Genomic DNA, 25,570 nt, shown 5'->3' with positions numbered 1-25,570 from the left:
ACCGTCCTGCTAGCTGGGCCTGTTGTTAGAGAGCATCGTCGCCGTGCTCACCGGTGCGGACACGTGCGACGTCCTCCACCGGCACGACCCAGACCTTGCCGTCACCGATCTTGCCGGTCTGGGCGGCACGGATGATGACCTCGGTCACACCCGCCACGTCCTCGTCGGTGACCAGGACGTCGATCTTCACCTTCGGCACCAGGTCGACGGTGTACTCCGCACCTCGGTAGACCTCGGTGTGGCCCTTCTGACGGCCGTAGCCGCTGGCCTCGCTCACCGTCAGCCCTCGGACTCCGGCGGCCTCGAGGGCCGACTTCACGTCGTCGAGCCTGTGCGGCTGGATGACAGCCGTGACGAGCTTGGTCATCAGTTCACCTCCGTCAGGACCCGGGTTCCACCCAGGGTCTCGTACGCCGTCTCACCGTGCACTGCCAGGTCGATGCCGTTCACCTCGTCGTCCTCGCTCAGCCGCAGACCCGTGATCGCCTTGAGGATGAGGCCGATGACCAAGGTCAGGGTGAACGAGAACACGATGGCGGTCAGAGCGACCACGGCTTGCGACGCCAGCTGGGTGAAGCCGCCACCGTAGAACACTCCCTCCTGTGCACCGTCGGGGAGGAACCCGTTCTGCTTCGTCGTCGCGAAGAGGCCGATGAGCAGCGTGCCCGTGATGCCACCAACCAGGTGGACACCGACCACGTCGAGGGCGTCGTCGTACCCGAACTTGAACTTCAGACCGACCGCGAGGGCGCACACGACACCGGCGATGGCGCCGATGAAGATCGCACCGTAGGTGTCCACCGCGGCCGCTGCCGGGGTGATGGCGACCAGGCCGGCGACGATGCCCGAGGCGGCACCGAGGGACGTCGCGTGACCGTCGCGGACCTTCTCCGTGATGAGCCAGGTGAGCATCGCGAGGCAGGTGGCGACGAACGTGTTGATCCACGCACGGCCTGCGGTGCTGTCAGCGCCGAACTCCGAACCAGCGTTGAACCCGAACCAGCCGATCCACAGCAGGCCGGCACCGAGCATGGTGTAGGGCAGGTTGTGCGGCCGGATCGGCTCCTTCGGCCAGCCCTTGCGCTTGCCGAGCAGGAGCACGAGGGCCAGGCCCGCGACACCGGCGTTGATGTGGACGACCGTGCCACCGGCGAAGTCGATGGGGGTCGACAACCACTTGGAGACCTGACCGCCGATGCCCAGGAACCCGCCGCCCCACACCATGTGTGCGAGCGGGAAGTAGACGACCGTCGCCCACACCACCGTGAAGGCGACCCACGTGCCGAACTTGATGCGGTCGGCGATCGCGCCCGAGATGAGCGCCACGGTGATCACGGCGAACGTGGCCTGGAAGCCGACCGCGACGAGGGCCGGGACGCCCGACAACGCCATCAGGCTCTTCTCGTCGGGCAGGTCGTTCAGGCCGAAGTAGGTGAACGGGCTGCTGACGATCTGCCCGAAGCCCGTGGTGCTCGGGCCGAACGCCATCGAGTAGCCGTACATCACCCAGATGAAGCCGACGGTCCCGACCGCGATGAAGTTCATCATCAGCATGTTCAGGACCGACTTGCTGCGGACCATGCCACCGTAGAAGAACGCCAGGCCGGGGACCGTCATCATGAGGACGATCGCGGCCGAAGTCATCATCCAGGCGGTATTGCCGGAGTCCAGCGTAAATTCCGCGGAAACCAAGGTGGAGCCCATTGCGCGTCTCTCCCTCCGCCGGCCTGGCGGCCGGACGGGTCAACAGTCGGGGAGGCCCGTTTCCTTCGTTCACCAGGCGCGTTACGGCCGTGTGACAAGCAGGGATCCTAGGTAAACGTTCGATTTCGTGGTGAGCGGCCGTCCAGGACGCCCGGACGTGTCAGCCCTCCAGCAGCCCGTCCACGAACGAGGCCGCGTCGAACGGGGCCAGGTCGTCGGGACCCTCGCCGAGGCCGACGAGCTTGACGGGGACGCCCAGCTCACGCTGGACCGCCACGACGATGCCGCCCTTGGCGGTTCCGTCGAGCTTGGTCAGGACGATGCCGGTGACCCCGGCGACCTCGCTGAACACGCGCGCCTGGTTCAGGCCGTTCTGGCCGGTCGTCGCGTCGAGCACGAGCAGCACCTCGGACAACGGTGCCTCGCGCGTGATCACGCGGGTGATCTTGCCCAGCTCGTCCATCAGGCCGGCCTTGTTCTGCAAGCGCCCCGCCGTGTCGACGAGCACCACGTCGACACCGTCCGCCTTGCCCGTCCGGACAGCGTCGAACGCCACGGCCGCGGGGTCGGCGCCGTCGCGGTCCGAGCGGACGGTATGGACGCCGACCCGGGAGCCCCAGGTCTGCAGCTGGTCCGCGGCAGCGGCCCGGAACGTGTCCGCGGCACCGAGGACGACGGTGCTTCCCTCGGCGACCAGCACCCGGGCGAGCTTGCCCACGGTGGTCGTCTTGCCGGTGCCGTTGACGCCGACGACCAGCACGACCGCGGGAACCGGCGAACCGTCGTCGGCGACCGTCGGGGAGGTGTTGATCGACCGGTCGAGCGACGGGTCCACGAGCGCGATCAGCTGCTCGCGCAGGAGGGAGCGCACCTGCGCCGGGTCCTTGAGCCCGTCCACGCGGACCCGGGTGCGCAGGGCCTCGATCAGGTCGCCGCTGGGGCCGGCCCCGACGTCGGCGAGCAGCAGGGTCTCCTCGAGCTCCTCCCAGTCGTCCTCCGTGAGGTGGTCGCGCGAGAGGACGGCAAGCAGTCGCGAGCCGAGCGGGGACCCCGAGCGGGCGAGCCGCGAGCGCAGCCGAGCCAGCCGTCCCGCGACCGGCTCCGGGACCTCGAGGACCGGTGCCTGGGCGGCCTCGTCGGGAAAGACCTCCACGGGTGCCACGTCAGGGACGGTGGCCGTCGCGGCATCGTCGACCGTCCCGACAGACGCGGCGCCGGGCTGGGCAGGAGCGACGGTCGGCTCGGCGGGTGCCTCGTCGTCGAGGCCCGGGCGGCGCCGGCGCACGAGGGCCGTCGCGACGACGACGAGCAGGGCGATCGGGATACCGGCGGCGAGGAGGACCTCGATGCTTTCGTTGGTCACCGGGACAGTCTGTACGGCGGCGGCACCCGGAAGCGAGTCAGTCCGTGAGCCCCACGGTCAGCGTCGCAGGACCCCGGCGGCCTTGGCGCGGGCGTCGTGCAGCGTGGCGGTCAGGTCGTCCACGTGCAGGTAGGGGTCCCCCTCCTCGACCGTGGCGCGCAGGAAGTCCGCGAGCGAGAGGTCGACGGGCTCCGCGGCGGCTGCCTCGCCCACCTCGGCGTCCGGGTGGTCCTGGCCGGTCAGGCCGGCGCGAAGGGCCGCCAGGGGCGACGTGCGCCGGTCACGACGCGTGCTCACGACGCTGGCCACGAGCAGCACGCCACCTGCCACGAGCAGGGCGACGAAGATCGCAACGAGAATCGGCATGTCACCCAGTCTCCGTGGCGATCGACGTCGAGACACGCTCCCACGCCCCCTCGGGAGACAACCGCACACAATCTCCACACGGCGTCCAGCCGTCAGACGGCGACGTCCTCGCGCATCCGCTGGCTGATCACGGTCGTCACGCCGTCCCCGCGCATCGTCACCCCGTAGAGCGCGTCGGCGATCTCCATCGTGCGCTTCTGGTGGGTCACGACGATGAGCTGGGAATCCTCCTGCAGCTCGCGGAAGATCTCGAGCAGCCGGCCCAGGTTGGCGTCGTCCAGCGCCGCCTCGACCTCGTCCATCACGTAGAACGGGCTGGGCCGCGCCTTGAAGATCGCGACGAGCATCGCCACCGCGGTCAGCGACCGCTCACCGCCCGACAGCAGCGACAGGCGCTTGACCTTCTTCCCGGCCGGTCGGGCCTCGACGTCGATGCCCGTCGTGAGCATGTTGTCGGGGTCGGTCAGCACCAAGCGGCCCTCCCCGCCCGGGAACAGGCGCGGGAACACCACGTCGAACGCCGCGGCCGTGTCCCGGTAGGCGTCCGCGAACACCTGCTCCACGCGTTCGTCGATCTCCTTGACGATCTCGAGCAGGTCGGAGCGCGACTTCTTGAGGTCGGCGAGCTGTTCGACGAGGAACTGGTGACGCTCCTCGAGCGCCGCGAACTCCTCGAGCGCGAGCGGGTTCACCCGCCCCAGCAGGGACAGGGCGCGCTCGGCGGCCCGGAGCCGCTTCTCCTGCTGCTCGCGCACGTACGGCACCGCCGTCGGGTCGTCGGAGTCCGGGTCCGGCGGCGGGATGACCGGGACGTCCTGGTGGGGGCCGTACTCCTCGATCAGCACGGCCGGGTCGAGGCCCAGGTCGTCGACCGCGCGGGCCTGCAGGGCCTCGATGCGCAGCCGTTGCTGTGTCCGGGCCATCTCGTCGCGGTGCGCGACGTCGGTGAGCTGGGCGAGCTCGCCGGCCCGGACGTCGACCTCGGCGCGAGCGGCGGCGACTGCCCGGTCGCGCTCCCCGCGCGCGGTCTCGGCGGCGTCCCGCTCGCTCGACGCCCGGCGCAGCGACTCGTCGAGGACGACCAGCGCGCGCTGCGCACCGTCGCGGACGGCCTCGGCGACACCCGCCTGACGCGCCCGCGACCGCTCCCGCTCGGCGGCCCGTTCGCGCGCCACCCGCTCGGCCTGGGCGGCCCGTTCGAGCGACTCCGCGCGTCCCGACAAGGCGCGTGCCCGCTCCTCGCCCGTGCGCAGCGTGAGGCGCGCCTCGGTCTCCCGGGCGCGGGCACCGGACGCCAGCTCGGCCAGGCGGTCGCGACGGGCGCTGCCCTCCACGATCGCCGCCTCGCTCTCGGCGGGCTCGACCTCGGCGGCCGCGAGGCGCTCGGTCAGCTCGGCGAGCTCCGCGGTGTCCGCCTCCAGGGTCTTCGACGCACCGTCGAGCGAGGTCTGCAGGCGGGCGGCCTCGGCGTTCGCCGCGCGTGCCGTCGAGCCCAGGTGTCCCAGCTGCTCGGCGACCGCTGCGAGTGCCGCGTCGGACTCGTTGAGCCGGTCGAGGGTGTTCTCGTGCGCCGTGCGCGCAGCGGCCAGCGACTCGGTCGCGCCGACCAGCGCGAACCGCACGCGCTCCCCCGCGGCCTGCGCCTCCGCGGCACCCGATCGGGCGGCCTCGAGGGCGGCCTGCAGGTGCAGTGCGCTGGGCGCGGTCGCCGAACCGCCGGACGCCCGGTGCTGGGACAGGACGTCGCCGGCACGGGTCGCGACGACGAGGTCGGGGCGGCTCGCGACGATGGCCCGCGCCGCGGCCAGGTCGTCGACGACGACGACGTCGGCCAGCAGCGTCTCGACAGCCCCTCGGACGTGGGCAGGCGCCCGGACGAGGTCGACCGCGCGGTCGGCACCCGCGGGCACGTCGGTGATGGGTGTCGCGCTGTCTCCGGTACCGCTGACGAGGAGCGTCGCGCGGCCCGCGTCCTCCGTGCGCAGGTAGCGGATGGCGTCGACCGCGGCGTCGACCGAGTCCACCGCGACGGCGTCCGCCAGCGATCCGAGGGCTGCCACGATGGCTTCCTCGTCCTTGGGGTCCACCGCGAGCAGCGCCGCGACCGACCCGACCAGCCCGGGCTGACCGTCGGCCGCGAGCAGGGCACCCACGCCGTCCTTGCGCGTCAGGCTGAGCTCGAGCGTCTCCGCGCGCGACTCCAACGAGGCCCGCTCGCGGTCGGCGGTACCCAGCTGCTCCTGGAGGGCTGCGAGGCGTTCGGTCGCCTGCTCGAGCGCCTCGACGGCGGCCTCGTGCTCGGCGTCCAGCCCTTCCTCGCCCTCCTCGACACCCGCGACCTGCGACTCCAGGACGGCGAACTGCGTGGTCGCCTCCTGAGCCCGCAGCTCGGCGGCGGCCAGCGACTCACGCAGCCGCCCGAGCTCGGACTGCGTGGCCTCGACCCGGCTCCGCCGCGCGGCGACCTGACCGGCCAGCCGGGCGACGCCCTCGCGGCGGTCGGCCGCGCCCCGCAACGCGGTCGCCACAGCCTTCTCGGCCGCGGTCGCCTCCGCCTCAGCCTGCTGGCGCGCCGTGACGGCCGCTTCGAGGCCGACCCGCGCGATCTCGACCTCGGCTGCCAGCTCGGCCTCGGCTGCCCGGACGCGCTCGGCCTGGGCCGACAGGTCGTCGGGGTCGGCTCCACCGGAACGCTCCGGGCCGGCGCTGCCGAGCAGCCGCACACGGTCGGCAGCGAGCGACGCCGTCCCCCGCAGCCGCTCGCGCAAGGAGGACAACCGGTACCAGACCTCGCTCGCCTCGCTGAGCGCGGGTGCAGCCTCGGCGGCTTCCCGCTCGAGCGTCGCGAGCCGCGCGCGGACAGCCGCGAGGGCCTGCTCGACCTCCTCGCGACGGACGCGCAGCGCACTCTCGTCGGCGATCTCCTGCTCGAGCGTGGACGTCAGCTGCGCCAGGTCGTCGGCGAGCAGCCGCGCACGCGCGTCGCGCAGGTCCGCCTGGACGGTCTGCGCCTTGCGCGCCACCTCGGCCTGCCGCCCGAGCGGGCCGAGCTGTCGTCGGATCTCGCCCGTCAGGTCGCCGAGCCGCGTCAGGTTCGCCTGCATGGCCTCGAGCTTGCGGAGCGCCTTCTCCTTGCGCTTGCGGTGCTTGAGGACCCCCGCGGCCTCCTCGATGAAGCCGCGGCGCTCCTCGGGGGTGGCCCGCAGCACCGCGTCGAGCTGGCCCTGGCCGACGATGACGTGCATCTCTCGGCCCAGGCCGGAGTCGGACAGGAGGTCCTGGATGTCGAGGAGCCGGCAGCCCTGGCCGTTGATCGCGTACTCGGACCCGCCGTTGCGGAACAGGGTCCGCGAGATCGTGACCTCGGAGTACTCGATCGGCAGCGCGCCGTCGGCGTTGTCGATCGTCAGCGACACCTCCGCACGGCCCAGCGGGGGCCGGCCGGTGGTGCCGGCGAAGATGACGTCCTCCATCTTCCCGCCGCGCAGCGACTTCGCGCCCTGCTCCCCCATCACCCAGGCCAGCGCGTCGACGACGTTCGACTTGCCCGAGCCGTTCGGCCCGACCACACAGGTGACGCCCGGCTCGAAGTTCAGGGTCGTCGCCGAGGCGAACGACTTGAACCCCCGCAGGGTGAGGGTCTTGAGGTGCACGCCCAGAGCCTAGACGGCCGGACGCACCGCCCCGCGGAGGCGGCTCAGAGCGCCGGGAACCAGAGCGCGACCTCGCGGGCGGCGGACTCGGGCGAGTCGGAACCGTGCACGAGGTTCTGGATCACCTTCAGGCCCCAGTCGCGGGCCAGGTCGCCGCGGATCGTGCCGGGGGCCGCGACGGTCGGGTCGGTGGCGCCGGCCAGGGAGCGGAACCCCTCGATGGCACGGTGGCCCTCGACGACGACTGCGAGCAGCGGTCCCGAGCGCATGAAGTCGACCAACGGGGTGAGGAACGGCTTGCCGGCGTGCTCTGCGTAGTGCTCGGCGAGGAGCTCCGGCGAGGCCTCGCGGAGCTCGACGGCGACCAGGGTGTACCCCTTGGCCTCGATGCGGCGCAGGATCTCGCCGGTCAGTCCGCGTCGGACTCCGTCGGGCTTGACGAGGACGAGGGTGCGCTGCGTGGTCGGTGCGTCAGTCATGGCCGTCACCCTAACGGTGCAGCCGGCGTCACGGTCCGACCGCTCCGGGGTGAGCAGCGTCATACTCCGCGCGCTCGCGGTCGATGCGGCCGCCGAGGCTGAGCGCGACCCACCACAGGACCACGAAGATCCCGCCGATGGCGAACATCATGGGGACCAGGAACCCGCCCGCGAGGACGAGCACCTGCCCGACCCAGCCCGCCGTGTAGCCGCCCGGGCGCGAGACGCGGCCCGACAGGAGGATGAGCAGCACCGACAGGGCGCCGCCCACCAGCCAGATCGTCGCCGTCGGGGCAAGGCGCAGGCCGTACGCCACGAGCGTCGCGAAGAACACCAGGAACGCCTCGAGCACGAGGATCGTCTGCGTGAACATGGCCTTCGCGGGGCGCTTGCGTCGCACGGCCGGACCGTCGGCAGTCGAGCCGTTGCCGGCGGTGGAGCTCATGGGCCCAGGCTACCGGCGCGCGGGAGCGCCGATCTCCTGCGCCGGCTCGCGGTGCGGGTGGGGGATGTCCGGGTGAACGGGCGCCGAGAGCTCGTCGAGGACGACCGAACCGTCGACGGTCACCGCGCCCGACCCGTCGGCCGCCAGCGCCTCGCCGCGGGCCACCATGCCGGCCACGTCGGAGAGCGTGACCTCGCGCAGGAAGAGCGCGAGCACGAACCCGAGGAAGACGACCGGGACGAGGTACCAGAACGACGGGGCCAGGGCATGGGTGAACGCGTCGATCACGCCGGTCTTGTACGGCTCGGGCAGGGTCTGCACGGCGGCCGGGGTCAGGCCCGCAGCACCACCGCCGGTCCCCGCCGGCGCCCCGGCGAAGACGTCGGTGAGGTTGTCCGCGAGCTTGGTGGTGAACAGCGTGCTGAACAGCGCGGTGCCGACGGCCGCGCCGATCTCGCGGAAGAAGTTGTTGGTGCTGGTCGCGGTCCCGATCTCGTGCGGGTCCACCGAGTTCTGCACGGCGAGCACGATCGTCTGCATGACCAGGCCCATGCCGACTCCGAGCACGAAGATCATCGCGCCGAACAGGATCATCGACATGTCACCGGTGATCTGCGTGAGCCACGCGACGCCGCCGGTGGTGATCGCCAGACCGACGACGGGGAACAGCTTGTAGTGGCCGGTCTTGGTGATCGCCAGACCCGAGCCGACCGCCGCGACCATGACGCCGACCATCATCGGGAGCAGGAGGAAGCCGGACTGGGTGACGCCGGCGCCGGTCGACATCTGCAGGAAGGTCGGCAGGAACGCGAGAGCGGCGAACATGCCCATGCCGAGGATGAGGCCGATCGCGGTCGCGATGGTGAAGGTCGGGTTGCGGAAGAGCCGCAGGGGCAGCAGCGGCTCCTGCGCCCGCAGCTCCACGAGGATGAAGGCGGCGATCGACACGACGGTGCCGACGACGAGCGCGAGCAGGCCCGGGTTCGTCCAGTCGTAGCCGCGGTTGCCGGTCCAGCTGTCCCAGCTCGTCGTGAGGACCAGGCCGGACGTGGCGACGACGAGGAAGAAGATGCCGGCCACGTCGATCTTCTTGCCCGAGCTGTGCGACGGCAGCTTGAGCGTGAACCAGGCGATCGTGAACGCGGCCGCTCCGATGGGGATGTTGATCCAGAAGCACCAACGCCAGTCGGCGTGCTGGGTGAACAGGCCTCCGAGCAGCGGGCCGACGACGGCGGAGATGCCGAACAGGGCACCCATCGGGCCCATGTACTTGCCGCGCTCCTTGGCGGGCACGATGTCCGCGATGATCGCCTGCGACAGGATCATCAGCCCACCACCACCGAGACCCTGCACGAACCGCCAGGCCACGAGCTGGCCGAACGTGTCGGCGAAGCCCGCACCCGCGGACGCCACCGTGAACAGCCCGATCGCGACGAGGAACGGCCAGCGGCGACCCCAGAGGTCTCCGAACTTGCCGTAGAGCGGCATGACGATGGCGATCGCCAGGATGTAGGCGGTCACCACCCAACCCTGGTGCTCGACCCCGTTGAGCTCTCCGACGATCGTGGGCATCGCCGTGCCGACGATCGACTGGTCGAGCGACGACATGAACATGCCCGCCATGAGCGCACCGAAGATGAGCCACACGGTGCGGGGGGTCAGGACGATCAGCGGCTTGTCTGTCGTCGGAGCCCCAGGAGCGGCGATGGCCATGCGTGAACCTCGTTCTTCGGTGCGTTCGGGCAACTGTCTTCCCGTGGACGGGCGTGCCGCTTTCCGGTGGAGCTGCGGTGGGTCGAGCGATCGCCCGCAGCTCGGCGACCACCGACGCGAGGTGGTTGCCTCCCTGCACATCGGCAGGTGACGTCTCGTTTCGAAGGAAAGCCGCGAACATCCCGAAGGGGGACGGCTCACGCAGCGAGCCCAGGCACCGCGCGGATCCGTCAGATCTCGCCGAAGCCGCCCTCGACCGCCTCGACGAACGCCGTGACGGCGTCGGCCGCCTGCGGGCCCTCGGCCACGACGACCAGCTCGTGCCCCTGCGTGGCGCCCAGCTTCATGAGGGCCAGGACGCTGGCGCCGTTCGCGCCGTCGACCTGCACCTTGGCCTCGTAGCCGGCAAGCATCCGGGCCAGGACGGCCGCGGGTCGCGCGTGCAGCCCGAGCGGGTTACGGACCGTGACGGTCGCGCGGACAGCACCGTCGGCCAGAGTCTCCTGGGGGGCAGCGGCCGAGCCGGCGAACAGGCCCCCCGCCGCTTGGGCCGAGGCGAGGACCGTGTCCAGGTCCGCTCCCCCGTTGGCCGTCACCGCTGCCGCGACAGCGCCCTCGACGAACGGGGCGTCCGCGAGACGTACCCGCTCGACGACGCCGGGATCGGCGAGCTCCAGGACCGACTCGGCGGTGAGGACGGCCGAGCCGAGGTCGGTCAGGACGACCGCCGACCCGCCGTCCGCGGTCGCGGTCGCCAGCGCGGCCTCGACGGCGTCGTAGCTGGTGCCGATGCCCCCGTCGTCCATCCCGCCCGCGGCGATCAGGAGCACGTCCGGCGCCATCTGGCCGGCGAGCTCTGCCGCGCCCTCCGCGAGCGCGCGGGAGTGCGAGACGAGCACGAGCGCGACGCGGCCCTGCTCCGTCACTCTGCGGCCTGGGCTGCAGCCCGCAGGATCAGCTCGGTCGAGCGCGCCCCGGGGTCCATGTGGTGGAGCGAACGCTCGCCCAGGTAGCTGGCGCGCCCCTTCGTCGCGACCAGCTCGACCGTGGCTTCCGCGCCCAGTGCGGCGGCCTGTGCCGCAGCGTCGAGGACAGCTCCTGGCGTGGCGCCCGAGTCGGCGGCGGCGACCGCCGCCTCGACTGCGGGCGCCCACGCGTCGACCATCGTCTTCTCACCGGTGTGGGCCTTGCCGCGCGCGACGATGCCCTCGAGCGCCCCTTCGAGCAGGGCGACGACCCCGTGGCTGTCCAGCTCCGGCACGCCCGTGGCCTTGGCCGCCCGCAGGTAGGCCGTGCCGTAGAGCGGACCGGCCGCGCCACCGACGGTTGACATCAGCGTGGTGGCCACGAGCTTGAGCACGTCACCGATGTCGGCCGGCCGCTCCTCGAGCGCATCGAGCTTGGCGACCACCGCCGTGAAGCCACGGAACAGGTTCTCGCCGTGGTCACCGTCGCCGATCTGCCGGTCGAGCTCGATCAGCTCGGTCCGGTGCTCGGTGACGGTCTGCGCGGAGAGGCGCACCCACTCGATCGCCCACGCGACGTCCAACGTCATACCCACGCTCCCATCGATACCCTGCACGTTGCTCGAGCGCGGACGGGTTGTCGTGCCCAAGAACTCACCTGCTCACCAACGCAGTGCGGTCGTGTGCACGGGGGCGTCCCACAGGGCGGTCAGCTCGTCGTCCAGGCGGAGGACGGTGACCGAGGCGCCCTGCATCTCGAGCGATGTCACGTAGTTGCCCACGAGCGATCGGGTCACGACGACCCCTCGCTCCTCCAGCAACGCGCGGGCCCGACGATAGACGACGTAGAGCTCGGACGCAGGTGTGCCGCCCATCCCGTTGACGAAGAGGAGAACACTCTCACCGGAGGACAGCCCCAGGTCGTCGACCACCGGCGTGAGCAGCATCTCCGTGATCTCGTCGGCGCCGGCCAGGGGGATGCGGTGCCGGCCCGGTTCACCGTGGATCCCGATGCCGATCTCGATCTCGTCGTCGGGCAGGTCGAAGCTCGGCTTGCCGGCGTGCGGCACGGTGCACGCCGTCAGCGCGACCCCCATCGACCGCACGTTCGCGATGACCTTCTCTGCGACCGCCGTCACGGCGTCGAGGTCGTCCCCGCGCTCGGCCGCGGCACCGGCGATCTTCTCGACGGCCACGGTGCCCGCGACACCGCGGCGACCGGCTGTCCACAGCGAGTCCTCGACGGCGACGTCGTCGTTGACGACGACCGAGCGCACCGTGATGCCCTCGGCGTCCGCCAGCTCCGCCGCGGTCTCGAAGTTCAGCACGTCGCCCGTGTAGTTCTTGACGATCGCGAGCACCCCTGCACCGCCGTCCGACGCCTGGAGCGCCGGCGCGATCTGGTCCGGGGTGGGCGACGTGAAGACGGCACCCGGTACGGCCGCGTCCAGCATCCCGACACCCACGAAGCCCCCGTGCAACGGCTCGTGCCCACTGCCACCGCCGCTGACCAGCCCGACCTTGCCGGCGACCGCGCCGCCCGCGCGGGTGACGAACCACGGGTCGCGTTGCACGGAGACCACGTCGGCATGTGCCGCCGCGAATCCCTCCAGCGACTCGGCCACGACGGTCTGCGGGTCGTTGATGAGCTTCTTCACTGCAGCCATCCCTTCCAACGGGTGCCCGCCGTGGGCCCCACGCACCTCCGTCAGTGACCCCTTTGTCCCGACATGTTCACCTTGTGGGTGCCGGTCAGGACCGTCAAGGCGAGAACGTGCGCCACCGGTGCACATTCGTGCACCGTCCCTCGGACGGGTGACGCGTGCTCAGCGACGGCCGAGCAGCAGCCGGGCCTCCGCGACGAGCACGATCGAGCCCGTCACGAGGACGCCTGCGCCACGCTCGGCCTCGCTCTCCGCGCGGGTCACGGCGAGATCGAGGGCGTCGTTGAGGCGCTCGGCCACGTGCACCCGGTCCTCGCCGAAGATGTCGATCGCCACCTCGGCCAGGTCCTCCACGTCGAGCGAGCGCGAGTTCGACGCACGTGTGACCACAACCTCGGCGAGCAGCGGCTCGAGCAACGACAGCATGCCCTCGGGGTCCTTGTCGGCCATCACCCCGACCACGCCCACGAGGCGGGAGAACTCGAAGGCCTCCTCGATCGCAGGGACGAGGGCCTCGACGCCGGCGGGGTTGTGCGCCCCGTCGACGATGATCGTCGGGCTCGACCGCACCACCTCGAGACGGCCCGGGGAGTCGACGTCCGCGAAGGCGACCTCGACGATCGCCGGGTCCAGCGCCCGACCGCCCGTCAGCAACGCCTCGACGGCCGTCAGCGCCAGGAGCGCGTTGTGCGCCTGGAACGGCCCGTGCAGCGGCAGGAAGATCTCGGTGTAGGTGCCGCCGAGGCTCTGCAGCGCGATCAGCTGGCCACCGACCGCGACCTGACGGTCGACCACCTGGATGTCGACCCCCTCGCGCACCACCCGGGCGCCGCGCTCAGCGGCAGCGGCGAGGACGACGCCCTCGACGTCCTCCTGCTGAGCGGCAAGCACGAGCGTGGCGCCGTCCTTGACGATCCCCGCCTTGACGGACGCGATGTCGAGCAGGGTGTCACCGAGGTAGCGCTGGTGGTCCATCGAGATCGGCGTGATGATCGCGACCTCGCCGTCCGCCACGTTGGTGGAGTCCCACAGGCCGCCCAGGCCGACCTCGATCACCGCGACGTCCACCGGGGCGTCCGCGAACGCCGCGAACGCCATGACCGTGAACACCTCGAAGAACGAGAGCCGAGGCTTGCCCTGCTCGGCGGACCGCTGGTCGACGAGGTGCACGTACGGCGCGACGTCCTGCCACACCTCGACGAACTTCTCGTCACTGATGGGTTCACCGTCGATGACGATCCGCTCGTTGACCCGCGTCAGGTGCGGGCTGGTGAACCGGCCGGTGCGCAGGCCGTGCTCGCGGATGAGCCGTTCGACCATCCGCGCCGTGGACGTCTTCCCGTTCGTGCCCGTCAGGTGCACGACGCGATAGGCCTTCTGCGGGTCGCCGAGCAGCTCCATGACCGCGAGCGTGCGGTCGAACGTCGGGTCGATCTCGTGCTCGGGCGCCCGCGCGAGGATCGCCTGGTATACCTCGTCGGCGGCCTCCCGGGCCTCCTTCTCAGCCTGACGACGCACGTGCTCGGCTCCACTGCTGCTCGTTGTCACGCCTCGTACCCTCCACCCTCGACGGCTGCCACGGTCACGCGGAGCTCGGGCGACGCGTTGGCGACCTCGACCGAGATGGCCAGCGTCTCGCGGGCGATCGTGTCGCGGTGTGCCTCCACGGCGGCGAGGTGCTCGGACGGCACGTCGAGCGTGAGCACGATCCGGTCCCCCACCTGCAGCCCGGCGGCCTTGCGCGCGTCCTGAACGGCCCGCACGACGTCGCGGGCGTAGCCCTCGGCGCGCAGGGCGTCGTCGAGCGTGAGGTCGAGGACGACGAACCCGCCGCCGGGCAGCACCGCGGCGGTCCCACCCTCTCCGCCGACCACCGTCGTCAGCTCGTACTCCGAGGGTTCGAGCGCGACGTCGCCGACGACGACCGTCTCGCCCTCGACCCGCCAGTCCCCCGCCCGCGCGGCCTGGATGACCGTCTGGACGTTCCTGCCCAGCCGGGGACCGGCCGCGCGAGCGTTGACCGCGAGCCGCTGCGTGATCCCGAACCGCTCGGCGGTACCGGCGTCCGCGGCGACCAGGTCGACCACCTTGACGTTGAGCTCGGCGGCCAGCAGCTCGGCGTACGGCACCAGCGCGTCCGCGTCGTCGACCGCGACCGTCAAGGTGCGCAGCGGCTGGCGGACGCGCACCCCCGCGGCCTTGCGCAGCCCGAGAGCGGTGGAGGTCACGGCGCGGACCTGGTCCATGGCGCCGACGAGCGACTGGTCGGACGCGCCGGCCGTCGGCCAGTCGGCCAGGTGCACGCTGCGTCCACCGGTGAGCCCCCGCCAGACCTCCTCCGAGACGAGTGGCGCCAGCGGGGCCATGACCCGCGTGAGCACCTCGAGCGAGGTCCACAGGGTGTCGAACGCGTCCGCGTCCTCGGCCCAGAACCGGTCACGCTGGGTGCGGACGTACCAGTTGGTCAGCACGTCCAGGTGCTCACGCACCGACTCGCAGGCGGCCGCGATGTCGTAGGCGTCCATCTGCGCGGTCACGGTCGCGACGAGGTCGTCGGTGCGCGACAGGACGTACCGGTCCATCGGCGCCAGACCAGCGACACGCTCTGCAGAGACGGCCTTCGCGGTGTAGCCCGCGCCGCCGTTCGCTGCGCCCGAGTAGAGCGAGAAGAAGTAGTACGTGCTCCACAGCGGCAGCAGCACCTGGCGGACGCCGTCGCGGATGCCCTCCTCGCCGACGATGAGGTTGCCGCCGCGCAGGATCGAGCTCGACATGAGGAACCAGCGCACGGCGTCGGAGCCGTAGACGTCCCACATCTCGACCGGGTCCGGGAAGTTGCGCAGGCTCTTGGACGCCTTGCGGCCGTCGTCGCCCAGCACGATCCCGTGGCACATGACGTTGCGGAACGCCGGCCGGTCGAAGATCGCGGTCGCCAGGACGTGCAGCGTGTAGAACCAGCCGCGGGTCTGGCCGATGTACTCGACGATGAAGTCGCCCGGGTAGTGGTGCTCGAACCAGTCCGCGTTCTCGAACGGGTAGTGCACCTGCGCGAACGGCATCGAGCCCGAGTCGAACCAGACGTCGAGCACGTCCGGGATCCGACGCATCGTCGAGGCACCCGTCGGGTCGTCCGGGTTCGGGCGCGTCAGCTCGTCGATGAACGGCCGGTGCAGGTCGGGCTCACCCGCCTCGTTCGTCGGGACGCGGCCGAAGTCCGCCTCCAGCTCCGCGAGCGAGCCGTAGACGTCGACGCGCGGGTGGGCGGGGTCGTCGGAGACCCAGACCGGGATCGGCGTTCCCCAGTACCGGTTGCGGCTGATCGACCAGTCCCGCGCGTTGGACAGCCACTTCCCGAACTGACCGTCCTGGATGTGGTCCGGGGTCCAGCTGATCTCCTGGTTGAGCTCGACCATGCGGTCCCGGAACTCGGTGACGCGCACGAACCAGCTGGAGACCGCCTTGTAGATCAGCGGGTTCCGGCAGCGCCAGCAGTGCGGGTAGGAGTGCTCGTAGGTCTCGTGCCGCACGACGACGGACCGCTGTCCTGCGGGCGTGCGCTCCAGCGGCCCGGTGCCCGCTTTGAGGTCCGCCGTGATGGGCTTGTTGGCCTCGAACACCTGCAGGCCCGCGTAGTCGGGCACCTCGGTGGTGAACCGGCCGCGCGAATCGACGGGGACCACCGGCGCGATGCCGGCGGCGTCGCACACCGCCATGTCGTCCTCGCCGAACGCGGGCGCGAGGTGCACGATGCCGGTGCCGTCCTCGGTGGTGACGAAGTCTCCGAGCAGCACCTGGTGCGCGCTCTCGTGCCCGGCGAAGTACTCGAACGGCGGCGTGTACCGACGACCTGCGAGGTCCCGGCCCTTGGCGGTGGCGACGACCGTGGCCTCCCCGAGCTCCTTGGCGTACGCGCCGACGCGAGCGGCCGCGAGAACGACGAGCTCGCCCGCGAGCGCCGAGTCCGGCCCGGGTTCGACCGTCACGTAGTCCACGTCCGGGCCGACCGCGATCGCCAGGTTGCTCGGCAGAGTCCAGGGCGTGGTGGTCCAGATGAGCGCGAGCTCGCCGGTCTCGAGCCGCAGCCCCACCGTCAGCGCGGGGTCCTGGCGGGACTGGTAGACGTCGTCGTCCATGCGCAGCTCGTGGTTGGACAGCGGGGTCTCGTCGCGCCAGCAGTACGGCAGGACGCGGTAGCCCTCGTAGGCCAGACCCTTGTCGTAGAGGCGCTTGAACGCCCAGATCACCGACTCCATGAACGTCGTGTCGAGGGTCTTGTAGTCGTGGTCGAAGTCCACCCAGCGCGCCTGGCGCGTCACGTACTCGCGCCACTCGCCGGTGTACCGCAGGACCGACTCGCGGCACGCCTGGTTGAACGCCGCCAGCCCCATCTCCTCGATCTGGGAGGTGTCCGTGATGCCGAGCAGCCGCTGCGCCTCCAGCTCCGCCGGCAGGCCGTGCGTGTCCCACCCGAACCGGCGCTCGACGTGGTGCCCGCGCATGGTCTGGTAGCGCGGCACGACGTCCTTGGCGTAGCCGGTCAGCAGGTGGCCGTAGTGCGGCAGACCGTTGGCGAAGGGCGGACCGTCGTAGAAGACGTACTCGTTGCTTCCGTTCTCGCCCGCGGGGCGCGCGTCGATCGACGCCTGGAACGTGCCGTCGGCGTCCCAGTAGGCGAGCACGTCCTTCTCGAGGGACGGCAGGTCCGGGGACGCGGGAACGGGGACGGACGGGCGGTGCAACGGGTAGGCCACCGTACGGATCTCCTGTGGTCGGCACCCTTCGCGGGTGCGTCGCTCTCGGCTGCGAGGACGATCGGACCCGGACCGGCCGGGCTCAACCGCGGTACCACCTCGCTTGCCGGCTCCCCTTGCGGGTCGTCGACCACTTCGTGAGGGCTGTGACGGGCCTACCCGTCCGGCTCTACTGAGGCCGTGTTGCCTGACCCGTTCTTCCGGAGGCTCACCGGTGATAGCCGGGTCGATGCCTGTGCGCGTCACAATATCGGGTTTTGCCCGCCGGGGCGGAACCCGGCGGCCGGTGCGCATCGGCACCCACTCGTGGTCGGGTTCGCCGACGGTGTGCAGCACACTCGTGCCCGTGACCCGACCCCTGTGCCTGTTCGACCTCGACGGCACGCTGATGGACTCCGCACCCGGGATCACGGCATCCGCCGCGTCGGCGTACGCCGCCCTCGGCCTGGACGTTCCTCCGCCGGACGTGCTGCGCTCCTTCGTCGGTCCGCCGATCACCGGGAGCTTCGTCGCGCACGGCGTACCGGCAGCACGGGCGCCCGAGGCGGTCCGCGCCTACCGCGCCGAGTTCGTCACGCGGATGATCAGCGGCAACGCCGTGTTCGAGGGCATCTCGACCGTGCTCGTCGAGCTGCGTGCGGCCGGCGTCCTGCTTGCCGTCGCGACGTCGAAGCCCGAGGTCTACGCCCGCCCGATCTGCGACGCGTTCGGCCTCTCTGGACTCCTCGACGGCGTCTTCGGCGCCCCGCTGGACGACACCCCGTCGACCAAGGCCGACGTCGTTGCCGCGGCCCTCGACGCGTTCCCCGGCGCGTCGCCCGTGCTCATGGTCGGCGACCGCGAGCACGACGTGCACGGTGCCGCCGAGCACGGCGTGCCGACCGTGGGCGTGACCTGGGGCTACGCCGCCCCCGGCGAGCTGCGCGACGCCGGCGCGGTCGAGCTCGTCGGCGACGTCGGCGACCTGGCGAGCGTCGTCCTGCGTCGGCTGAGAGCGGTCTGATCCCACGCTTGACCTTGACGTTGCGTCAACTCCTACGGTGGTGGGCATGGAGGCATCGATCCAGCAGGTCGCGCGGCTCACGGGTACGACGAGCCGCACGCTGCGCCACTACGACGCGCTCGGCCTGCTCGAGCCCAGCCGCATCGGCGACAACGGGTACCGCTGGTACGACGACGGCGCCCTGGTGCGCCTTCAGCGGATCCTCCTGCTGCGCGGCCTCGGGCTCGGCCTGCCGGAGATCCGGCGCGTGCTCGACCAGGAGCAGGACGAGACGACCGCGCTGCGTCGCCACCTCGAGTGGCTGCGCGGCGAGCAGCAGCGGCTGGCGCGGCAGGTCGCGTCCGTCGAACGGACCATCACGGCACGACAGGACGGAGGGCCACTCGTGGCCGAGGACATGTTCGACGGGTTCGACCACACGACGCACCGAGAGGAGGTCGAGCAGCGCTGGGGCGCAGCGGCGTATGCGTCGTCCGATGCCTGGTGGCGCGGCATGACCGAGGCGGAGCGCGCCGCGTGGAAGGCACGCAGCGCCGACCTGGTCGCACGCTGGAGGGCGGCCGCGGTGGCGGACGCGGAACCCGGTTCCGACGAGGCCCAGGAGCTGGCAGCCCGGCACGTCGCCTGGCTGGGCAGCATCCCCGGCACGCCCGGGCACGGCACCGGTCCGGTCCGTGAGTACGTCCTGGGGCTGGCCGACACGTATGTGGCCGACGAGCGCTTCGCCGCGAACTACGGGGGCGTCGAGGGTGCCACATTCGTCCGGGACGCCCTGCACGAGTACGCGGCGCGGCACCTGTAGGCGCTCGGCGTGCGCGTCCAGAAGTTTGGCGACAGAGTGTGACACCCGGCGACGACCGGACGGTCGCCCACCCTCCCCCCAGACGGCGCGGCAGGAGTCTCACGATGCGGTGGACAGCACGACGGATCCTGGTGGCACTCGTCGCGGTGGTGGCGCTGGTGGTCTCCCTGGCGGGCCCCGCCTCGGCCGCCGTCGTCGCGGGACCGGCACCGATCGTCGGTGTCGGCTCCGGCCGGTGCCTGGACGTGGACGGCGCGGCGCGGACGGCGAAGACGGGCGTCTCGATCTACGACTGCCACGGTGGCGCCAACCAGGCGTGGTCCCTGACCACGAACGGTGAGCTGCAGGTCTACGACGCAGCGACGTGCCTGGACGTCGCAGGCAACGACACGACGGCCCCCGCGGTCGTGCAGATCTACCCGTGCAACGGCGGGCAGAACCAGAAGTGGGCGCTGCAGGCCAACGGCAGCATCGTGGGCGTGCAGTCGGGTCTGTGCCTGGACGTCTCGGGGCGCGGTACCGCCAACGGGTCCGACGTCATCCTGTGGACGTGCAACGGGCAGACGAACCAGAGCTGGACCACCGCGCTGCGTACGAGCGACACCACCGCGCCGACCGTTCCGGGCAACCCCCGGATCAGCAACCTGACGTGCACCACCGTGACGTTCTCCTGGAACGCCTCGACGGACGCCGTCGGGGTCGCGTTCTACGACGTCTACCACGACGGCCAGCTGATGACGTCGGTCAGCGGCTCCACGCTGTCGGCCAACCTCACGGTCGTCCCGGGCGTCACGTGGGGGCTGTTCGTGAACGCCCGCGACGCCGCCGGCAACGTGTCGCAGGCCAGCACGACCGTTCCCGTCACTCCCCCGCAGTGCCAGGTCGACACCCAGGCGCCGACCGCGCCGGGCAAGCCGACCGCGTCGGTCTCCGGCACGACGGTCACGCTGACCTGGGCGGCGTCCACGGACAACACCGGCGTCCGGACGTACACGGTCCTTCGCGGCGGTGCCGCCGTCGGGACCGTCACCGGGACGGCCACGGTGCCGCCCGCGACCACGTTCGTCGACAGCGGCCTGGCGGCGACGACCGCCTACACCTACTCCGTCGTCGCGCGGGACGCGCAGGGCAACGCCTCCGCCGCGTCGCCGTCCACGACCGTGACGACGGGCGGCGCCTGCGGGACGTCCGTGTGCGGCGTGACCCAGGTCGGCACCGACACCGACATCCCGTGGGGCCTGGCCACCCTTCCCGACGGCTCGATCCTCTACACGCGCCGCGACGCCCAGACGGTCGCCCGCCTGGTCCCCTCGACAGGCGTGACGACGACGGTCGGCACCGTACCCAACGTGCAGAGCACCGACGGCGAGGGCGGCCTCCTCGGTCTGGTCCTGTCCCCGACCTTCGCCAGCGACCACTGGGTCTACCTGATGCACACGTCGCCGAGCGACAACCGGATCGTGCGCATCAAGCTCGAGAACAACGTCCTGGTCACCAGCAGCGAGCAGGTCCTCCTGTCCGGCATCCTGCGCAACAAGTTCCACGACGGCGGCCGCCTGCGGTTCGGGCCGGACGGCAAGCTCTACGCCAGCACCGGTGACGCCCAGAACGGCGACAACGCCCAGAACGTGTCCGGCCTCAACGGAAAGATCCTGCGGCTCAACCCCGACGGATCCGTCCCGTCGGACAACCCGTTCGGCAACTACGTGTGGAGCTACGGCCACCGCAACCCACAAGGCCTCGCGTTCGACTCGCAGGGCCGGCTCTGGGAGCAGGAGTTCGGAAACTCGGTGATGGACGAGACCAACCTGATCACCAAGGGCGGCAACTACGGCTGGCCGGCCTGCGAGGGAACGTCCGGCACCTGCGGGACCGCGGGGTTCATCGCGCCGAAGCGCACCTACCCGACGGCTGAAGGCTCGTGCTCCGGCATCGCGATCGTGCGGGACGTGCTCTACGTCGCCTGCGAGCGCGGCGCCCGCCTCTACCGCGAGGTCATCAGCGGAACGTCCCTCACCGACGTGCAGGTCTTCTTCAACGGCACCTACGGACGGCTGCGGACCGTCGAGCCGGCGCCGGACGGCGGCCTGTGGCTGACCACGAGCACGCTCGGCGACAAGGACAGCACCCCGAACAACAGCAACGAGCGGATCTTCCACGTGACCTTGGGCGGGTAGCGCTCGCAGGTGAGGAGAACGCCGCCAGCCTCCTCACGTCGATCGCTGCAGCGAACGCTGCCAGTCGTCGTACAGGTCGGCGAACCGTCCGCCGGCATCGACCAGCTCGAGGGGCGTCCCGTCCTCGACGATCCGGCCGCCGTCGACGACGAGAACCCGGTCGGCACCCATCACCGTCGAGAGCCGGTGCGCGATCACGACGGAGGTCCGGTCGTCCAGCAGGGTCGCGAGGCCGTCCTGGACGAGAGCCTCCCCCGGGACGTCGAGCGAGCTGGTCGCCTCGTCCAGGATCAGCAGGGCGGGGTCCGCGAGGAACGCCCGCGCGAAGGACACCAGCTGTCGTTGCCCTGCCGAGAGCCGCACACCGCGCTTGTCCACCTCCGTGTCGTAGCCGTCGGGCATGGCCACGATGAGGTCGTGCGCGCCGACCGCACGCGCAGCCGCCTCGATCTCGTCCTGCGCCGCCCCGGGCCTGCCGAGCGCGATGTTCGCACCGACGGAGCCCGAGAACAGGTAGGCCTCCTGGGTCACCATGACGACCGCGCGCCGCAGGTCGGTCGGGTCGATCGTGCGCAGGTCGAGGCCGTCGAGCCGCACCGAGCCGGCGCGGACGTCGTAGAACCGCGCCAGCAGCTTGGCCACCGTCGACTTGCCGGCGCCCGTCTCGCCGACCAGCGCCACGGACTGGCCCGCCGGGATGTGCAGGTCGAGCCCCCGCAGGACCGTCGGTCCCGTGCCGTAGCCGAACTCGACCGCGTCGAACCGGACGTCGCCGCGGGGAGCGGTCAGACGGACCGGGCGGACCGGCTCGGGGACCGTCGGCTCCTCGGCGAGGAGCGCCGCGAGCTTCTCGAGAGCAGCCGTGGCCGACTGGAAGGAGTTGTAGAACATGCCGATCTGGGCGAGCGGGGAGAAGAACCGGCGGGCGTAGAGCACGGACGCGGCGAGCAGGCCGACCTCGAGGCCACCGTCGAGCACGCGCAGTCCGCCGACCAGCAGGACCGCGGCCACCGTGACGTTGCCGATGAGGACCAGGCCGGTGTCGAAGACGCCGTTGAGCCGGATCGCCTCAGCCGTCGAACCGCGATAGGTCTCCGAGAGCTCGCCGTAGACCTGCTCGACGGCCCGCTGACGACGGAACGCCTGCACCGCGCGGATTCCCGTCATCGTCTCGACGAACCGCACGATCAACCGGGCGGCCGCCGAGCGGTTCTTGCGGTACTGCCGCTGCGAGCGCACCTGGAACCACCGCGTGAGCAGGACGCCGGGAACGACGGCGACCAGCAGGACGAGTCCGCTGCGCCAGTCGAGCAGCACCAACGAGACCGCGGTGAGGACCATCGCGAGGATGCCCGTGGCGAGCGTGGTCACGCCGCCGTCGAGCAGCTCGCGCAGCGCCTCGACGTCGGACGTCTGCCGGGAGATGATCCGACCCGACGTGTAGCTCTCGTGGAACTCGAGGCTCAGCCGCTGCGTGTGCCGGAACACGCGGCGCCGCAGGTCCAGCAGCATCGTCTGGCTCACGCGCGCAGAGGCGCGAACCGTGGCCGCGACCAGGACCCCGCCCAGGAGCGCCGCGACGAGGTAGGCGCCGGCGGCGAGCAGGAGCGGGCCACGGTCGCCGTCCTGCAGGGCGGGCAGTCCGTGGTCGATGCCGTACGCGACGAGGGCAGGACCTGCAACAGCGGCAACCTGAGATCCGACGACGAGCGCCGCTGTCCACCACGCTGCGCCGGAGACGGGCGCGAGCAGGGAGGCGAGCAGGGTCAGGGACCGCCTCCGCAGGCGTCGGGACTCGGTTCGCGAGGGGGCGTCGTCGCGGGACTCGTCGTCCGTCACGAGCGCACCTCCTCGTGCTCGGACAGTGCGGTGAGGACGTAGCGGTAGTGCGGGTGGCTCGTCAGGAGGTCTGCGTGGCGTCCGACACCGGTGATGCGGCCGTCCTCGAGCACGGCGACCCGGTCCGCGAGGGCCACGGTGGACGGCCGGTGAGCGACCACGAGGGTCGTCGTTCCTCGGAGCATGGTGCGCAGGCGCCCCGTGACCTCGGCCTCGGTGGTCACGTCGAGAGCGGAGAGCGGGTCGTCCAGCACCAGCACCCGGGGTCGCACGGCGATCGCGCGCGCGAGGGCGATGCGTTGTCGCTGACCGCCGGACAGGCTCAGGCCCTCCTCGCCGATGATCGTCCCGAGCCCGTCGGGGAGTCCGTGGACGAACTCCGCACGCGCGACGGCGAGCGCCTCCTGCAGCAGGGCGTCCGCAGCCGGGCCCGTCACGTCGGCACCGAGAAGCACGTTGTCCCGGACGGAGGCGGAGAACAGGATCGGATCCTCGAAGGCGACGGATACGGCGCGCCGGAGGTCGTCGCGCGTGAGGTCGCGGACGTCGACGCCGTCGATCCGCACCGACCCGGCCGTGACGTCGTGCAGCCGGGGCACCAGCTGGAGCAGGGTCGTCTTGCCGCTGCCCGTGAGGCCGACGAGGGCAAGCGTCTCGCCCGGTTCCAGGCGCAGGTCGACGCCGTCGAGCACGGCAGCGCTCGACCCGCCCGGATGGGCGAAGCCGACGCCGGCGAGCTCCACGACAGAGCCGGCCGCGCCCGCAGCGGGCAGCTTCGCCGGCTCGGCCGGGTCGCGGACGGAGGACCGGGTCGTCATCACCTGCATGTACCGATCCGTGGCAGCCCGGGCGTCCAACGTCATGGCGAGCAGCATGCCGAGGCGCTCGACGGGGTTGTTCACGACGGCCGCCGTGGCGAAGAACGCGACGAGAGCGCCGACGCTCAGCTGGTCGTTCGCCGTCAGGGTCACGCCGATCGCGAGAGACACGGCCAGCACGGCCTCGGGGACGGCACCGAGGGCGAAGGAGACCCGCGACAGGGTCCGAGCCTTGTGCACCTCGGTGGTGCGCAGCGCGTCGGCCTGCCGCGCGAAGTCGTCGAGCGCGTCCTGTCCCCGGCCGAACGCCTTGAGCACGCGGATGCCGTGCACCGACTCCTCGACCGTGGTCGCCAGGTCCCCGGTCTGGTCCCGGGCACGGCGTGCGACGGCCTTGTAGCCCTCCCGGAAGCGGAAACCGAGCCAGATCATGGGCACGGCACCGACGAGGTAGACGGTGCCGAGCACCGGGCTCGTCCAGATCATCAGCGCCACACCGACGAGCACCGTGGTGGCGCTGACCAGGAGCATCACGAGCCCGAACACGGTCCAGCGCCGGATCGTGCTCAGGTCGGACATGATGCGCGAGAGCAGCTGGCCGCCCGGCCACCGGTCGTGGAACTCGACCGGGAGGTCGAGCAGGTGCCGGAACAGGTCGGTGCGCATGTCCCGTTCCACGGCGGTTCCCGGCGTGAGGATCAGTGCGCGCCTGCACCAGACGAGGAACGCCTCCAGCACGCCCAACGCGAGGACGACCAGCGCTCCCAGGACCACGGCCTGCGTCGACCCCTCCGTGAGCAACGGGCCGTTGACGATGACGCGCAGCACCTGCGGAACCGCGAGCGCGAGCAGGCTGGCGCCGAGTGCGGTCAGCCCGCCGAGCGCGATTCTCGGCAGAGCGGGCCGGGCCCAGCGACGCAGCTGCAGCAGGACTGCCGTGGTGGACGCGGCCTTGGCTGGTGGGAGCTCGGTGGAGGGAGCGACGGGCACCCGATAACCCTACGTATCCGGTCGGACATCCGAGGACGCGGACGGGCCCCGGTCCGGAGCAGGGCGGGCGGCTCAGCTCGTCGTTCGGGCGATCTTCGTGTTGCTCGCCTGGGCGCGTGGTCGCACGACGAGCAGGTCGATGTTGACGTGCGGCGGGCGCGACAGCGTCCACGCGATGGCCTCGGCGATGTCGTCGGCGACCAACGGCTCGTAGCCGTCGTAGACCGCGGCGGCCCGCTGCGCGTCACCGTCGAACCGGACCAGCGCGAACTCGTCCGTCGCGACCGCGCCCGGCGCGATCTCCAGCACACGGATCGGTTCGCCGACGATCTCCCAGCGCAACGTCGTGGCGAGCATCCGCTCTGCCGCCTTCGCGCCCGTGTAGCCGGCGCCGCCCTCGTACGGGCCGTACGCGGCGGTCGAGGTCACGACGACCACGTCTCCCCCGCCGTCGGCCCGCAGCTGCGGCAGCAGGGCCTGCGTCACGCGCAGGGTCCCCAGCACGTTGAGCTCGTACATCCGACGCCACTGGTCCAGGTCGGCCTTCTCGACGGGGTCCAGGCCGAACGCGCCGCCCGCGTTGTTCACCAGGGCGTCGAGCGGTCCACCGGCGGCCACGAGCTCCGCGAGCCTCTCGACGTCGGCATCGTCCGTCACGTCCGCGACGACGGTCTCGGCGCCGGTCTCCTCGGCCAGCGCCCCCAGACGGTCGGCGCGGCGGGCCGTCGCGACGACGTCCCAGCCCTCCGTGCGCAGCCGCCGGACGGTGGCCGCGCCGATGCCGGAGGACGCACCCGTGACCAGGGCGCGACGGGGTCGTGTGGTGCTCATGCGGTGT

Annotated in this window: 19 protein-coding genes; 3 read left to right on the top strand and 16 right to left on the bottom strand. The window is 71.6% G+C overall.

Annotated features, from left to right (window positions below):
- Nucleotides 1-25: 25 nt before the first annotated feature.
- From I847_RS0107500 to ileS, 13 genes are all read right to left on the bottom strand, one after another.
- Entirely contained in the window at nucleotides 26-367 is a 342-nt protein-coding gene (locus I847_RS0107500; protein ID WP_028047055.1) for a P-II family nitrogen regulator, read from the bottom strand.
- Nucleotides 367-1,704: an ammonium transporter gene (locus tag I847_RS0107495; protein ID WP_034609356.1), complete on the bottom strand. Its 1,338-nt coding sequence runs from the start codon at nucleotides 1,702-1,704 to the stop codon at nucleotides 367-369. The genes I847_RS0107500 and I847_RS0107495 overlap by 1 nt, the downstream gene beginning before the upstream one ends.
- A gap of 160 nt (nucleotides 1,705-1,864) precedes the next feature.
- On the bottom strand, nucleotides 1,865-3,067 hold the full coding sequence (ftsY, locus tag I847_RS0107490; protein ID WP_028049212.1) for a signal recognition particle-docking protein FtsY: 1,203 nt from the start codon (nucleotides 3,065-3,067) through the stop codon (nucleotides 1,865-1,867).
- 57 nt (nucleotides 3,068-3,124) lie between these two features.
- Nucleotides 3,125-3,433: a hypothetical protein gene (locus I847_RS0107485; protein ID WP_028049211.1), complete on the bottom strand. Its 309-nt coding sequence runs from the start codon at nucleotides 3,431-3,433 to the stop codon at nucleotides 3,125-3,127.
- Nucleotides 3,434-3,525: 92 nt separating this feature from the next.
- Nucleotides 3,526-7,086, bottom strand: a complete 3,561-nt coding sequence (smc, locus tag I847_RS0107480) for a chromosome segregation protein SMC (protein ID WP_028049210.1) — start codon at nucleotides 7,084-7,086, stop codon at nucleotides 3,526-3,528.
- A gap of 44 nt (nucleotides 7,087-7,130) precedes the next feature.
- Entirely contained in the window at nucleotides 7,131-7,565 is a 435-nt protein-coding gene (gene ndk / locus I847_RS0107475; protein ID WP_028049209.1) for a nucleoside-diphosphate kinase, read from the bottom strand.
- 28 nt (nucleotides 7,566-7,593) lie between these two features.
- Nucleotides 7,594-8,010: a DUF4233 domain-containing protein gene (locus tag I847_RS0107470; RefSeq protein ID WP_028049208.1), complete on the bottom strand. Its 417-nt coding sequence runs from the start codon at nucleotides 8,008-8,010 to the stop codon at nucleotides 7,594-7,596.
- 9 nt (nucleotides 8,011-8,019) lie between these two features.
- Nucleotides 8,020-9,723: an MDR family MFS transporter gene (locus I847_RS0107465; protein WP_028049207.1), complete on the bottom strand. Its 1,704-nt coding sequence runs from the start codon at nucleotides 9,721-9,723 to the stop codon at nucleotides 8,020-8,022.
- A 230-nt stretch (nucleotides 9,724-9,953) separates the two neighbouring features.
- A complete protein-coding gene (dhaM, locus tag I847_RS0107460; protein WP_028049206.1) occupies nucleotides 9,954-10,649 on the bottom strand; it encodes a dihydroxyacetone kinase phosphoryl donor subunit DhaM in 696 nt (231 codons plus the stop codon).
- Nucleotides 10,646-11,278, bottom strand: coding sequence for a dihydroxyacetone kinase subunit DhaL (gene dhaL, locus I847_RS0107455; protein WP_028049205.1), 633 nt, complete (start codon nucleotides 11,276-11,278; stop codon nucleotides 10,646-10,648). Before dhaL ends, dhaM begins: the two co-directional genes overlap by 4 nt.
- Before the next feature lie 72 nt (nucleotides 11,279-11,350).
- Nucleotides 11,351-12,346 (bottom strand): dihydroxyacetone kinase subunit DhaK, encoded by a 996-nt coding sequence (gene dhaK / locus I847_RS0107450; protein WP_028049204.1) that lies wholly within the window; start codon nucleotides 12,344-12,346, stop codon nucleotides 11,351-11,353.
- Between the two features lie 168 nt (nucleotides 12,347-12,514).
- Nucleotides 12,515-13,900, bottom strand: coding sequence for a folylpolyglutamate synthase/dihydrofolate synthase family protein (locus I847_RS0107445; protein ID WP_028049203.1), 1,386 nt, complete (start codon nucleotides 13,898-13,900; stop codon nucleotides 12,515-12,517).
- The gene (gene ileS, locus I847_RS0107440) at nucleotides 13,897-17,103 is read right to left on the bottom strand and encodes an isoleucine--tRNA ligase (RefSeq protein ID WP_028049202.1); all 3,207 of its coding nucleotides are present in this window, start codon (nucleotides 17,101-17,103) and stop codon (nucleotides 13,897-13,899) included. Before ileS ends, I847_RS0107445 begins: the two co-directional genes overlap by 4 nt.
- A 346-nt stretch (nucleotides 17,104-17,449) precedes the next feature.
- Here ileS and I847_RS0107435 point away from each other — a divergent pair, with 346 nt between their 5' ends.
- The 3 genes from I847_RS0107435 to I847_RS0107425 all read left to right on the top strand — a co-directional run bounded on the left by I847_RS0107435 (nucleotide 17,450) and on the right by I847_RS0107425 (nucleotide 21,085).
- Nucleotides 17,450-18,106 (top strand): HAD hydrolase-like protein, encoded by a 657-nt coding sequence (locus tag I847_RS0107435; protein ID WP_034609499.1) that lies wholly within the window; start codon nucleotides 17,450-17,452, stop codon nucleotides 18,104-18,106.
- 46 nt (nucleotides 18,107-18,152) lie between these two features.
- The gene (locus I847_RS0107430) at nucleotides 18,153-18,908 is read left to right on the top strand and encodes a MerR family transcriptional regulator (protein WP_028049200.1); all 756 of its coding nucleotides are present in this window, start codon (nucleotides 18,153-18,155) and stop codon (nucleotides 18,906-18,908) included.
- Between the two features lie 104 nt (nucleotides 18,909-19,012).
- Nucleotides 19,013-21,085: a PQQ-dependent sugar dehydrogenase gene (locus I847_RS0107425; protein WP_028049199.1), complete on the top strand. Its 2,073-nt coding sequence runs from the start codon at nucleotides 19,013-19,015 to the stop codon at nucleotides 21,083-21,085.
- A gap of 33 nt (nucleotides 21,086-21,118) precedes the next feature.
- Here I847_RS0107425 and I847_RS0107420 read toward each other — a convergent pair whose 3' ends face one another.
- The 3 genes from I847_RS0107420 to I847_RS0107410 all read right to left on the bottom strand — a co-directional run bounded on the left by I847_RS0107420 (nucleotide 21,119) and on the right by I847_RS0107410 (nucleotide 25,563).
- Complete coding sequence (locus I847_RS0107420; RefSeq protein ID WP_028049198.1) at nucleotides 21,119-22,924, bottom strand: ABC transporter ATP-binding protein; 1,806 nt, start codon at nucleotides 22,922-22,924, stop codon at nucleotides 21,119-21,121.
- The gene (locus tag I847_RS0107415) at nucleotides 22,921-24,732 is read right to left on the bottom strand and encodes an ABC transporter ATP-binding protein (RefSeq protein ID WP_028049197.1); all 1,812 of its coding nucleotides are present in this window, start codon (nucleotides 24,730-24,732) and stop codon (nucleotides 22,921-22,923) included. Before I847_RS0107415 ends, I847_RS0107420 begins: the two co-directional genes overlap by 4 nt.
- Before the next feature lie 72 nt (nucleotides 24,733-24,804).
- On the bottom strand, nucleotides 24,805-25,563 hold the full coding sequence (locus I847_RS0107410) for an SDR family oxidoreductase (protein WP_028049196.1): 759 nt from the start codon (nucleotides 25,561-25,563) through the stop codon (nucleotides 24,805-24,807).
- Between the last annotated feature and the right edge of the window lie 7 nt (nucleotides 25,564-25,570).

This window comes from Cellulomonas sp. URHD0024 (genome assembly GCF_000426185.1).
GTDB lineage: Bacteria > Actinomycetota > Actinomycetes > Actinomycetales > Cellulomonadaceae > Cellulomonas.
The sequence above is the reverse complement of the archived record's forward strand: the minus strand, read 5'-3'. Positions and strand labels throughout refer to the sequence as shown.